Below are 12,126 nucleotides of genomic sequence, written 5' to 3'. Positions count from 1 at the left end.
GAATGGATGTCTCGACCTAGGTTTGCTATTGCGATTTTTTTTGTTGCAATAGCAACTAACTCTGCTGTTTATGCGGATGGTTTCTATACAATTATTGGCCCTGATGGCCGTCCAATGATTGTTCCGAGTAAAAGGGTTGAACAAAATGTTAATCCGTCTAAGGTAGTAACAAATCCAGAGATAAAGGCGACTCGTCCAGAACAGCAGGTATTGCCAGAAACGTCTTTAAAATCAAAAGAATTGCCTAAAGTAATTACAAAATCGTCTAATACTGCACCAACTGCACCAACTGCACCAACTGCACCAACTGCACCAACTGCACCAACTGCACCAACTGCACCAACTGCACCAACTGCACCAACTGCACCAACTGCACCAACTGCACCAACTGCACCAACTGCACCAACTGCACCAACTGCACCAACTGCACCAACTGCACCAACTGCACCAACTGCACCAACTGCACCAACTGCACCAGTGCTAATGACAGAAAAATCTAATGACTCAAAACCGAGAAAAATAAGTAAAGAAAAGGCAGAAGTTATTGATCAAAAATCTACTTTAGAAACTAGTAAAGAAAAAACAGTAATAACGGATTCTGCTTCTCAACAAAGGAATGAAGAAAAAGTAAAGTCAAATCCAGATTCATCTTTGTCTAAGCAAGGGGTGACTTCATCAGCGACCACATCCAAAAAGGATGAGACGAAGTACACTACTATTGATGGTGTGGAATACGTCAATAATGAATATTTAGAAAATCAAGAATTTAATCTAGAAGGTAAAAAACGTTTTTATATTATGCCTGATGGGTTAGGCCGAACCGAATCTATTGAGCGCAAAAAAGGTGTTAGTCAGTCTATCCTCGATAATGTATTAAACCGATCACGAGAAGATCAAATCTCCCCTGTTGTATTGGCACCTACATATTTACGACTTTCACAACAAGAATTGGCAAATACTTTTGAAAATGATTTGTGTTTTATTAAAGGTTATAACAAATCAATTAAAAAATTGAGCCAGAATAAAGAAGTTGGGTTATGGCCCAGAAAACCTCTTAAAGAAAAGTTTGAATACGAAGTCGTAAAATTAGATTCTTCTATCAAAAATATACAAGTGGCTTCCTATGCTACAACTAATGATAAGCCTGTATATTATTGGCCACTGGCTGTTTTCTTGGATGAAAAGGGCTGTGTTTTAGAAGGTGCTAGTGGTTTTAAAAGTAAGTCGTATCCTGCGACGATTTTGCAACATGCATCGATTTTAGGTGTTTTACAAGTGCCAGAACGTACGCACTATATTATGTTAACGCCTTTATCTTCGGCCGTGGATATGCCGGATCAAGAACTATCTAATCAGGGACAAATTAAAATTTCAGTATTACGTTAAAAATAAATAGGAATGATGATGAGTAAAAAAATTTTATTACCTTTTGCATTATCCGCATTGGCAATTGTATTAAATGGGTGCGGCGGTGGTGGCTCAACAATTAATGAAGATCCTACACAAGGTGGAGGTGAGATTCCGACCACTAATTTGGATTGTAAAGCAACGGATGAGACATGTCTGAATTTTGAATTAAATTATCCAATAGCAGGATTGAATTTCGACTGTAGTTTATCTCCAAATCAGCGGTATATTACTAAATTGGTTGGTAACTCGGTTGGCGGTGCTTGTAGTATCAGCAGCAGTAAATCAGATGAAACAATTACGCTTTATCTACAAGGTACTAATACTCGCAAGATTGCGTTAGGTACTATAAAACTTGATACATTAGGAAAATATGGGACAACACATTTAACAGTTTTGGATATGGCTACCGCATTAACAGGCCAACCTCCTGCTTCAATGAGTAACGCTGATCCAACTATTAAAGTGGCTATGGCTTTAGTTAAGTTATTCCAAAGTATTGGTGTTGAACGTGGCGACAATGTGGTGGGTGATTTACAACCAACACAATTTACTCAAGATAAGAAAAATCTTTTAACTAGTTTGACACAAGATATAACCGCAACGGAATGGAAGAATGGACAATATGTAACTCTTCTAAAACCTTGGTTAGATGTAAGCAAAGTATCTGATGCACAAGCTTATGCACTCGTAGTTCAAGTAACGAATTTGGCAAACGCTGCATTATTCCAAGCAAATGAAGCAACTTATGCGGGTATTGTAGATTCTGCCAGTTCACCGTTACCACTCGGTTTTTATGGCTGTAATCAGGCATTAGCAGATTGCTTTAATAAATCTACCACTAATTTACGTCATATGATGGCTAACATGTTCATGTTGACTGACCGTGAAGGTTATGCAATGGGTTACGGTCTGCAATGGCGTGGTGATGCTACTTTATACAAAGATAAGGACGGAAACGTGACAGGCGTTGCTCCTCCAGTTTTATTGTGGACCAAAGCAAAACCAATGCAAATGCTGGTTGCTCCACAACAAAATGGTTGGCTTAACCCAATTTCAAAAGATATTCAATCGACTCAACCATTACGTTTAAGCGTTGATAACAATGCAAATAATGATTTGCAAATCTATCAAGGTAAGTTTATGAACGATTATGCTGTTGCGGGAAGTGAAGGTTTTTATAAACAGCTAACACGCTCGACAACAGGGAATATTCAGCATTATGGTTTATGGCGACAAACAGTAGGCACAGAAAACTATAAGGGTTCACTCGATATTATTAAAGCCAATCCAATTAGTTATCTTGGAAAAGAAATCTTTAAAACTGCAGCTAACGTGAGTTCTGGTCAGCGCTATGTCTTCCCATTATATGCAACTTTAACATTCAGATTTGATACTACAGGGATAGCTCCAATCGATTTAGGTATTGTTGTTAATGAAAAAGGAGATATTCGTACGGATATTAAACCAAATGCAACTGCAACAGATATGTCTGGTCAATGTGCAACAGTAGCGGACAATAGCTTAATTGATAGTAATGGAGTACAACAATATAGACTTGGTACTACGGGGGGAACAGAGTCATCTGATAATGATAGTTCTATTACTGTTCGTATGATTTTATCGAATCCACAGCTAGGTAACCTTAATGGGATCTTGATGGGACTTAACTCTGTAGTGAGACAGGATACTGATCCAGACGATAATGTAAATGATTCGATTTCAGTGGGTGGAGCCAAGATTAATCTCTATAACTTATTAGCAGGTCAAAACAGCAGTAATAGTATTAATTTAAGTGATTATGAGAACAAGACTGCGCGTTGGATTAATCTCTATGCTTTCTATCAAGCTGTCTATAATAATATTAAAGATATTAGTCCAGCACCAACTGATGAAGAAAAAGCTTTGGCCCAACGTCTGTCTGGAACAGTATCAATTAAACTAGCAAATCAGTCTATTCCAGCCTGTAATGCTATTAAGACTAAACCTTAAATAAAAGATAAATAAAAAAAGACCGCTTTCGCGGTCTTTTTTATTGTTTAACTGATTAACCTGTATGGTCTAAACGAGTCCCTAAAGTTTCCAGATGGGTTGGGAAAACTTGCTTCTTACGATCTTCAAAATAATGTCTTAACGTATGTTCGACACTAGGGAAAGCAAGCTCTCCCCATGGAATTTCATGTTCTTCAAACAGACGACTCTCGATACTTTCTTCACCTGCACCAAAAATGCCATCTTTCAGCTGCGCTTTGAAAAGAACATAAATTTGGCCAATACGAGGAATATTGTACATACAATAAAGTTGTTCTATTTCTATCTCGGCTTCTGCTTCTTCACGAGTTTCGCGTGCTGCACCTTGCTCCATGGTTTCGAACAATTCCATATATCCAGCGGGTAGTGTCCATAAACCATAACGAGGTTCAATCGCACGACGACAGAGTAATACTTTGTTTTCCCATAACGCTAAGGCACCGCAGATTACTTTGGGGTTTTCATAATGAATATTGCCACAATGAGTACAAACACGGCGTACTTTATGATCACCTAAAGGAATTTTTTGTTCGGTTTTATGCCCACACGCTACACAGAAACTCATAATTATCATCGAGTATAGAGATGCCTCAGCATAACTGAATTTTTAGACTTACGCATCAACTCTATTCCCTAACTTTGATTTTCAGATATGATGCAAAGAGAGACAGAATAATAGGTGAATGGTATGGAAGAGCACTTGCTAACACAAAAGTTACAGCAAAGATTGCGCTTTTCCACCCGCATACAAGAAGCACAAGCTGCAGTACTCATTGCCATTACGAATGAGAATGATCCTAAGGTACTGCTTACACGCCGTTCAATACATATGAACAACCATGCGGGGGAAGTCTCTTTTCCTGGGGGAAAGCGTGATCCTAGTGATACCAGTAACATTGTTGTAGCGTTAAGAGAAGCTCAAGAAGAGACAGCTTTAAACCCGTTTGATGTGCAGTTGTTAGGTGATTTGCCGATGCAACGTGCAAGAAGTGGCTTGTCTGTAAAACCGATCGTTGGGCTTATTCCTCCTGAGGTCACTTTAATACCTCAGCCTACCGAAATTGATCGAATTTTCTTTGTCCCGTTACAGCAACTTATTGAAACGCGTCCAATACCCTATGAAGTTCGATATGCTCATCAGTCTTTATATTTCCCAAGCCTACAGATTGATAATGAAATTATCTGGGGTTTAACTGCTCGTATGTTAGTTGCTCTGTTTAAATATGGATTAGGTTATCAAAAAGATTGGCCCTTTTTACTTAACTCACCAACCTTTGGAATGCCAAAGTTTTCTCATAAAAAATAAAGATCAGGATTGATAAATTATGATGTATAGCTATCAAGGTCAGCACCCAAAAGCCTTACATGAGCCATGGGATGGCTGGGTTGCTCCAACTGCAACGCTTATTGGGCAGGTAGAACTAGGCCGTCAGGTCAGTATTTGGTTTGGTGCTGTAGTGCGTGCTGATAACTGTGTAGTTCGAATTGGTGATTTTTCTAATATTCAAGAAAATTCGGTATTACATACCGATGCTGGACTTGAGCTAAATATTGGTGAATACGTCACGGTCGGTCATAAAGTCATGCTGCATGGTTGTACGATTGGTGATAATAGTTTGATTGGTATGAACGCCGTAATTTTAAATCGGGCTGTGATTGGTAAAAATTGTATTATCGGTGCGAATGCTTTAATTCCTGAAGGGAAGGTGATTCCAGATAATTCAGTGGTGATGGGCTCACCTGGCAAAATTGTCAAAACTTTAGATGACGATGGTGCCGCAAAAATACGTTTGAGTGCATTGCATTATGCTGAACACTTTAAGAACTATACGGATTTAAAAGAATTCCACTTTTAAAATTTGAGTAAGATATGTTCTATGCCAAGCACAAGCTTGACATTTTTATTTAGAGAGAGAACAACTCGCCTATCAGAGCCGAGTGGGGTATCATAACCCTCGTTTTTAATCTGATTTAATACTAAGGTTGTGCATGAAATTGCTGGCGTTGGAAACTGCAAATGAGCAGTGTTCTATTTCATTAGTCGATGAAACCCAAGAACTGTTTTTTCAGCTCGATACGCGGGCGAAAGCACAAACCCAGACCATTTTGCCCATGATCGAGCTAGGGCTACAACAAACAGGTCTTGAGGTTGCTGGTTTAGATGCAATTGCCTTTAGCCGTGGGCCGGGTTCTTTTAGTGGTGTTCGAATTAATGCTGCTGTTGCCCAAGCTTTAGCTTGGTCACAAGATTTACCTGTGGTTCCAGTTTCTACATTGCAAGCTTTAGCACAAGCGGCATACCGACTTGAAGGTTTGGAGCAGGTGACTGCGGTGCTCGATGCACGTATGAATGAAGTTTACATTGCAAGTTATATTTTAGATGAACAAGGAATTATGCAGTGTATTGATGAAGAAAAATTAATGAGCTATGAGCCAGCAGCTGCTTATGCAAAACATTGCTTAATTGGTTCGGGCGCCAAGCTACTTCAAGCTGATGCAGAGCATCAAACAATCACCGCAACTGCACAAGATATTGCTTCTATTGCACGTGTTTATGCAGAAGAAAAGCAGTGGGTTGATGCCGAACATGCTTTGCCAGTTTATTTACGTGATGATGCATGGAAAAAGATAGCGGATCAGGGTAAAGCAAAATAAAGGCAGTACTCATGCATATATATTTTGAAGAAGATTTTCAAGAACAAGCACAGCACTACCAAGCTGTGCTTTGTTCTAGAGGTGTGACTGTCGATTTACAGCCAATCGAAAAGCTGAATGCACGGTTTTTACGCTTCAATCCTGAAATTGCCCTTTGTGTAGATGAAAATGGATTATGGCTATCTGCAAATGGCATGAAAATGCAGCCCGACTGGAAAGCTGAAATTCCCCGTTTAAAGCGTGCAAGTCTTAAATCAGAAATGATTGCCCGTGCTTGTCAGTTAGGTGAAAAACCAATATTGGTTGATGCTACAGCAGGCTTAGGCCACGATAGCTTACTCATGGCTTACCTTGGCGCACAAATACAATTGGTTGAGCGCCATCCAATTTTATTTACCTTACTTGAAGATGCAAAAGCACAAGCTGAACAAGACAGCTTTTTAAGCCAGTTTATGGATCGGATTCAACTGATCTTTGCTGACTCTGCAAGTTATTTACAACAGTTACAGCAAACAGCTCAACTGGTTGATGTGGTTTATCTAGATCCGATGTTTCCACAGCGTGATCAAAACCATCAAGCAATCAAAAAACAAGCTCAAGTAAAAAAACAGATGCAGCTTTTACATCTTCTTTTACCCGAAGATGGTGAGATGGATCTGGGAGATAATTTGCTGGTTTTGGCACAGAAAGTTGCTAAACGTGTAGTCGTTAAACGACCGCGCCATGCTATTTTCTTGGCGAATCAAGAGCCAGCTCATCAATGGCAAGGAGATGCTTGTCGTTTTGATGCATATTTTCAGTAGGCTTATGTAAGGTTAGGTTTTATTGCTTGAATAATGCACAAATATATGTGATATAGTTCAAAAGCATGATTGCTAAAATTCTTAGCAGGCATACACTTAAGATGCCTGTCAAAAACGAAATTTTTGAAAACCTTCTATGATTGATCTTAAACCCTCCATTAACTTTTGGCATGATTTTAAAAGCAACCAAATTGCCGGAATGTGGCTGTTTTTGGGGTCAAGACGTTCTTTACAGATTGTGCATCCATCTATCCTTCAGCTCATTGTCTGGGGAATTTTAGGAGGGTGTACCAACTCTCTTTATAGCTGGCTTGTAGCAGGTCAAATCGGTGATTTCAATTCACAAGGTTTAATTGGTTATGCACTCTGGCCATTCATTGCTTTAATTGTCGGTATTTTCTTATCACAGCGAACCAATCAACCTCGCTTAATGCTAGTACCTGCTTTATTATGGTTGGTTCTAGATACGAATATCTTATTAATTCAATGTTTAATTCAATATTTGGGTTCTAACGGTTATCTCAACTTTATTCCCGATGCTATTTATAATGGAATTTTACCGAGCTTATTTGTAGCTTTGTTTGTATGGCAAAGTTTAGCGGTGATTTGGGTTTTCTCACGTGAACTCAAGTGGCCTTGGTGGGAACGTGCACTGGTTATGGTTGCGACTATTGCAACGATGGTGGTTTGGCAACTTTCTGTAAAAGACCAACCGATTTGGAAGGTCGAAGAGTCTGCTCCAACGTTTGCTGAAGATGCTTTTTATGCGCAAAGTAAACTATTAAATGATTCTTTAGAGCAAGTTCAATATGGTGAGCTCGCCAAAAGCCATTGGTATTTTTTAGGTGTTGCTGGCGATAGTTATCAAGATGTTTTTAAATCGGAAGTAGTCCGTATTAAAGAACAGTTTGATACACGTTTTGGAACAATTGGGCGCTCAATGATGCTGGTCAATAATCCAGACACCCGCACAGAAATTCCAATTGCCTCTAAAACCAGTATCGAGTTAGCCCTACGCCGTATGGGGCAGCAAATGAACCGTGATAGCGATGTCTTATTTCTATATATGACTTCACACGGTGAACAAAATCACTTTGAAATTGAAAATGCACCATTAGATTTAGGGCAAGTAGACCCTAAATGGTTGCGAGAAACACTTGATAAATCTGGTATTCGCTGGCGTGTGATTGTTATCTCAGCCTGTTATTCAGGAAGCTTTATTCCTGCTTTACAGTCTCCTGATACTTTAATTATTACTGCATCAGCCGCTGATAAAACTTCTTTTGGGTGTAATAACGAAGCTGACTATACCTATTTTGGACGAGCTTTCTTTGATTTGGCTATGCGAGAGCAATCGTCGATGAAAGATTCGTTTAACACAGCTAAGCAAACAGTCACCAAATGGGAAGTGGCTCAAGGTGTTGAACCTTCAGAGCCTCAGTGGATGATCGGTAAAAATATGGAACTTATGCTACCTCAGTTGGAAAAGTATCTATTTCCTCAACAAAATACGGGTAGTGTAGATATTGCTCAAACAAAAACAGAGGCTAAAAACGATGCAACTCCTGCAAAAAAACCGCTGCTTTGAGGGCGAGCAGCGTATATACCAATTTGAATCTTCTTATTTAAAAGGGCCAGCTAAGTTTGGTGTTTATTTACCACCAGCAGCTTTAGAAGGTAAAGCTTGCTCAACTTTGTTTTACTTAGCTGGGTTAACGTGTACTGAAGAAACTTTTGCCATTAAAGCCCATGCACAGCATATGGCAGCACAACTGAGCCTTATATTGATTACGCCTGATACTTCTCCTCGTGGAGAACAAGTCGCAGCAGGGGATCATTGGGATATTGGGCAAGGTGCGGGCTTTTATATTAATGCAACACAAACACCTTGGTCTGAGCATTATCAAATGGAAAGTTATTTAATAGATGAGTTATATCCACTCATTTTAAACAGCTTTCCTGTAAACGCTCAACAAGTCGGTATCTTTGGGCACTCAATGGGTGGCCACGGCGCATTAACTTTAGCGTTTAAATATCCAGAAAAATTTAAGTCGGTATCTGCTTTTGCTCCAATTTGTGCACCAACTGAATGTGCATGGGGCGACAAAGCCTTTAGCAATTATTTAGGTATAGACCGCGAAAGCTGGCTAGCTCATGATGCCACAGCGTTGGTCTCAAAAAATGGTGCAGTATTTGACGAAATTTTGGTTGATCAGGGATTAGATGACCAATTTTATGAACAACTTCACCCTGAAAAGTTTAAGCAAGCATGTTTAAAAGCAGGACAGCCTTTAACTTTAAGACAACATGCTGGCTATGACCATGGCTATTACTTTATTCAAACCTTTATGGATGAGCATTTACAGTTTCATGCGATCCAATTAGAAAAGGTCGCTGGCTAATTAGTGTTGCCATTCCACCTGAAATTCTTGTTGAGCCATACGGTTTAGATGATCAAGCACCACTTTTTCTAAGTGGTCGTGGTCATCTAATTGGCTATCAATAGCAACATTTAACTGCTCTGTTTCTGGTGCAAGTGTAATCGTTGCTGTAGGCATTAAAATTTTAAAATCTTGTTCAGTTTCTTGTACTTCGAACTTGTGTTTCCAATGATTAACCAGACGTTTTGCAATGCGTTTTCCATCGTTTGTTAATAGATGAGTTGTGCTTTTCATTATCAATCCTCACATTGGTTTAATGTACCTTAACAAATTCGTTTCGCCATTAGCATTCTATTGTTGCAACGTTACGTTGCAAGTTTGAAATGTTGTCATTTAAGCAAGGAAGGGCAGGCCAATTAGGTTCTTTTTTGTTATAATTTTCAGCCTCTCCTTAAATTTTTAGCCAGGTCATCCACCTATGTCCAAGCCTTACTTGATTGCTCCTTCTATTTTATCTGCCGATTTTGCTCGTTTAGGCGAAGATGTAGACAAAGTGTTAGCCGCAGGTGCAGATGTAGTGCATTTTGACGTGATGGATAACCACTATGTTCCAAATTTAACTTTTGGTGCAGGTGTATGTAAGGCTTTAAAAAATTATGGCATTACAGCTCCTGTTGATGTGCATCTAATGGTATCTCCAGTTGATCGTATTATTGGCGATTTCCTAGAAGCAGGCGCAGATATTATTACGTTCCACCCAGAAGCATCTCATCACATTGACCGTTCATTACAGTTGATTAAGTCTGGTGGTGCTAAAGCAGGGTTAGTTTTTAACCCTGCAACGCCATTGCATTATCTAGATTATGTACTTGATAAAGTTGATCAAATTTTAATAATGAGTGTAAACCCTGGTTTTGGTGGACAAAAGTTCATTCCAATGACTTTAGAAAAATTACGTGAAGCTCGTAAAATTATCGATACAAGTGGTCGTGATATTCGTTTAGAAGTTGACGGTGGCGTTGGCCCTGCAAATATCCGTGAAATTGCAGAAGCCGGTGCAGATATGTTTGTTGCAGGTTCAGCAATTTTTGGTCAACCAGATTATAAAGTTGTGATTGATCAAATGCGTGCAGAACTTGCAAAAGTAGGTAGCGTCGACGCTTAAAAAAGATATTTATCTGAGAATAAGCTTGTGGATAACTTTGTTTATAACTGTATGGATAACTGTGTTGATAACCGTATGGATAAGTTGTTGGTAAAATAAACAAAATTAGATCAACCGTTTATTCGCTAGACAAAAACGATGAAAAAAGAACGTTTTGGCGTTCTTTTTTTATGCGTGTTGAATAATTTATTAGCTGGTTTTTTATTAAGCTTTGCTAAAAAATAACCTGTGCAAAAAACGATGCAGCTCTGTGTAAAACTTTTTGTGCATACATACGTATAAAACTGTAAAAGTGTCATGAAAAATAAAGCTAAATTTGGTTTAATAAGTTTTTAGTAAGAGACCTTGATAATTAATGACAGTAAAAATTTTAGCGGTAGATATGGATGGGACTTTTCTTAATTCCAAAAAGCAGTACAACAAAGCACGTTTTTTAAAACAATACGAACAACTAAAACAAAATAATATTCATTTTGTGGTAGCCAGTGGTAATCAACTTGCAAAACTTGTTACCTATTTTCCAGAAATTAATCATGAGATTGCATTTATTGCAGAAAATGGCGCACATGTTGTAAATGCTGGGCAAGAATTAGCTTTTGCTCATTTAAGTCAGCAACAATACATTGAGATTTTAAAAACGATTGACCCCGTGTATACCTCAACAATGGTGATCTGTGGAAAACAAAGTGCTTACGTGCATAGCAGTATGAACGCAGAGGATTATGCCAAAGTTGCGAGATATTTTGAAAAGCTGACAGTTGTAGAGGACTTTTATGCACTAGATGACTTAGTGTGCAAAATTACTTTTACGGCTCAGGAAAATGAGAGCTTTGCAATTTTTGAGCATTTTCAGAAGCAAAGTTTTGTAGCAGATAAAGTTTTGGTACCTGTTTCAAGTGGTTTTAATTTTATCGATTTGATTCTTCCAGACCAACATAAAGCCCATGGTTTAAAGCTATTACTACAAAAATGGCAGGTTGAACCTGATCAGGTAGTCGCAATTGGTGATAACAATAATGATATTCAGATGATTAAAGCTGTGGGGTATGGGTTTGCAGTTGAAAATGCAGTAGATGCTTTAAAAGCTGTAGCTCCTTATGCAACTGTAAGTAATGAACAAGAAGGTGCATTAAAGGTGATAGATTTAGTACTCCAGCGTCAAACACCATTTTCTTAATCACTTAAAAACAAACAGTTAAGAATGAAAATTGTATCTGTTTTAAAACTTGGTTATGCTAATGGAATTAAGATTATTCATCGGCTCTAGGCTATAAACCACAATGGCTCTACAACACTTACGCAAGTATGCTTGGTTTGTGTTCCTAATGACTTTGGTCATTGGGTGGAGTGGTGTGTCTATTGCTCAGACGCCTATGCAGCATGATCTTCATGCTATGCCGTGTCATAGTGACAAAACTTCGCATAAGAATATGCATGTTCAAACAGATGATCAGACTGCATGTCATCAAAATATGACACAGTCTCTTCATTCGCATGGTGAACATTGTCAGGACTGTAACCCAGTCCATTGTCAAATTGTGAATTTGGCATTACAGCAAGCTGTACCAGATATTGACTCGCAATTCATTCCTATCTCGTCTCAATTTAGCAGTATTTATCAGGCTCAGCATTTAGCCGGATACTGGCAAGAAATTTTACGTCCTCCAAAAGCTTAATCCTTTCT

The 12,126-nt window shown here is 38.7% G+C and carries 13 protein-coding genes; 11 read left to right on the top strand and 2 right to left on the bottom strand.

Annotation, left to right across the window (positions count from 1 at the left end):
* Positions 1-6 precede the first annotated feature (6 nt).
* Together filE and filF are read left to right on the top strand one after the other, a co-directional pair.
* Positions 7-1,386: a putative pilus assembly protein FilE gene (gene filE / locus HLV59_RS15305; protein ID WP_171430662.1), complete on the top strand. Its 1,380-nt coding sequence runs from the start codon at positions 7-9 to the stop codon at positions 1,384-1,386.
* A gap of 12 nt (positions 1,387-1,398) precedes the next feature.
* Positions 1,399-3,399 carry a putative pilus system protein FilF gene (gene filF, locus HLV59_RS15300; RefSeq protein WP_171430319.1) on the top strand — a complete coding sequence of 667 codons (2,001 nt, stop codon included), beginning with the start codon at positions 1,399-1,401 and terminating at the stop codon, positions 3,397-3,399.
* 55 nt (positions 3,400-3,454) lie between these two features.
* On the opposite strand, the gene HLV59_RS15295 is transcribed toward filF, so the two are convergent.
* Positions 3,455-4,003, bottom strand: a complete 549-nt coding sequence (locus HLV59_RS15295; RefSeq protein ID WP_057104773.1) for an NUDIX hydrolase — start codon at positions 4,001-4,003, stop codon at positions 3,455-3,457.
* A gap of 114 nt (positions 4,004-4,117) precedes the next feature.
* On the opposite strand from HLV59_RS15295, the gene HLV59_RS15290 reads away from it, so the two are divergent.
* The 6 genes from HLV59_RS15290 (at position 4,118) to fghA (ending at position 9,298) form a co-directional block, all read left to right on the top strand.
* Complete coding sequence (locus tag HLV59_RS15290) at positions 4,118-4,744, top strand: CoA pyrophosphatase (protein WP_171430318.1); 627 nt, start codon at positions 4,118-4,120, stop codon at positions 4,742-4,744.
* A 22-nt stretch (positions 4,745-4,766) separates the two neighbouring features.
* Positions 4,767-5,294 (top strand): gamma carbonic anhydrase family protein, encoded by a 528-nt coding sequence (locus tag HLV59_RS15285; protein ID WP_081176045.1) that lies wholly within the window; start codon positions 4,767-4,769, stop codon positions 5,292-5,294.
* A gap of 133 nt (positions 5,295-5,427) precedes the next feature.
* On the top strand, positions 5,428-6,093 hold the full coding sequence (gene tsaB / locus HLV59_RS15280) for a tRNA (adenosine(37)-N6)-threonylcarbamoyltransferase complex dimerization subunit type 1 TsaB (protein WP_171430317.1): 666 nt from the start codon (positions 5,428-5,430) through the stop codon (positions 6,091-6,093).
* A gap of 11 nt (positions 6,094-6,104) precedes the next feature.
* Positions 6,105-6,896, top strand: a complete 792-nt coding sequence (locus HLV59_RS15275) for a class I SAM-dependent methyltransferase (protein WP_087090335.1) — start codon at positions 6,105-6,107, stop codon at positions 6,894-6,896.
* A gap of 136 nt (positions 6,897-7,032) precedes the next feature.
* The gene (locus tag HLV59_RS15270; RefSeq protein ID WP_016144399.1) at positions 7,033-8,484 is read left to right on the top strand and encodes a C13 family peptidase; all 1,452 of its coding nucleotides are present in this window, start codon (positions 7,033-7,035) and stop codon (positions 8,482-8,484) included.
* Positions 8,453-9,298, top strand: a complete 846-nt coding sequence (gene fghA / locus HLV59_RS15265) for an S-formylglutathione hydrolase (RefSeq protein ID WP_171430316.1) — start codon at positions 8,453-8,455, stop codon at positions 9,296-9,298. Before HLV59_RS15270 ends, fghA begins: the two co-directional genes overlap by 32 nt.
* On the opposite strand, the gene HLV59_RS15260 is transcribed toward fghA, so the two are convergent.
* Entirely contained in the window at positions 9,299-9,571 is a 273-nt protein-coding gene (locus tag HLV59_RS15260) for a DUF2218 domain-containing protein (protein WP_000843452.1), read from the bottom strand.
* Positions 9,572-9,755: 184 nt separating this feature from the next.
* On the opposite strand from HLV59_RS15260, the gene rpe reads away from it, so the two are divergent.
* From rpe to HLV59_RS15245, 3 genes are all read left to right on the top strand, one after another.
* Entirely contained in the window at positions 9,756-10,442 is a 687-nt protein-coding gene (gene rpe, locus HLV59_RS15255) for a ribulose-phosphate 3-epimerase (RefSeq protein ID WP_171430315.1), read from the top strand.
* A gap of 355 nt (positions 10,443-10,797) precedes the next feature.
* Positions 10,798-11,619, top strand: a complete 822-nt coding sequence (locus HLV59_RS15250) for a Cof-type HAD-IIB family hydrolase (protein WP_171430314.1) — start codon at positions 10,798-10,800, stop codon at positions 11,617-11,619.
* A 103-nt stretch (positions 11,620-11,722) separates the two neighbouring features.
* Positions 11,723-12,118, top strand: a complete 396-nt coding sequence (locus HLV59_RS15245) for a hypothetical protein (protein WP_031947425.1) — start codon at positions 11,723-11,725, stop codon at positions 12,116-12,118.
* Positions 12,119-12,126: the final 8 nt, after the last annotated feature.

This window comes from Acinetobacter lactucae (assembly GCF_013122135.1).
GTDB classification, from domain to species: Bacteria; Pseudomonadota; Gammaproteobacteria; order Pseudomonadales; family Moraxellaceae; genus Acinetobacter; species Acinetobacter lactucae.
The sequence above is the reverse complement of the archived record's forward strand: the minus strand, read 5'-3'. Positions and strand labels throughout refer to the sequence as shown.

Bases quoted from the DNA above. Each gene is read 5' to 3' on its own strand.
- HLV59_RS15270 (WP_016144399.1), top strand. From the start codon at position 7,033: ATGATTGATCTTAAACCCTCCATTAACTTTTGGCATGATTTTAAAAGC.
- HLV59_RS15275 (WP_087090335.1), top strand. From the start codon at position 6,105: ATGCATATATATTTTGAAGAAGATTTTCAAGAACAAGCACAGCACTAC.
- tsaB (WP_171430317.1), top strand. From the start codon at position 5,428: ATGAAATTGCTGGCGTTGGAAACTGCAAATGAGCAGTGTTCTATTTCA.
- fghA (WP_171430316.1), top strand. From the start codon at position 8,453: ATGCAACTCCTGCAAAAAAACCGCTGCTTTGAGGGCGAGCAGCGTATA.
- HLV59_RS15260 (WP_000843452.1), bottom strand. From the start codon at position 9,571: ATGAAAAGCACAACTCATCTATTAACAAACGATGGAAAACGCATTGCA.
- rpe (WP_171430315.1), top strand. From the start codon at position 9,756: ATGTCCAAGCCTTACTTGATTGCTCCTTCTATTTTATCTGCCGATTTT.
- HLV59_RS15285 (WP_081176045.1), top strand. From the start codon at position 4,767: ATGTATAGCTATCAAGGTCAGCACCCAAAAGCCTTACATGAGCCATGG.
- filE (WP_171430662.1), top strand. From the start codon at position 7: ATGTCTCGACCTAGGTTTGCTATTGCGATTTTTTTTGTTGCAATAGCA.
- filF (WP_171430319.1), top strand. From the start codon at position 1,399: ATGATGATGAGTAAAAAAATTTTATTACCTTTTGCATTATCCGCATTG.
- HLV59_RS15295 (WP_057104773.1), bottom strand. From the start codon at position 4,003: ATGAGTTTCTGTGTAGCGTGTGGGCATAAAACCGAACAAAAAATTCCT.
- HLV59_RS15250 (WP_171430314.1), top strand. From the start codon at position 10,798: ATGACAGTAAAAATTTTAGCGGTAGATATGGATGGGACTTTTCTTAAT.
- HLV59_RS15245 (WP_031947425.1), top strand. From the start codon at position 11,723: ATGGCTCTACAACACTTACGCAAGTATGCTTGGTTTGTGTTCCTAATG.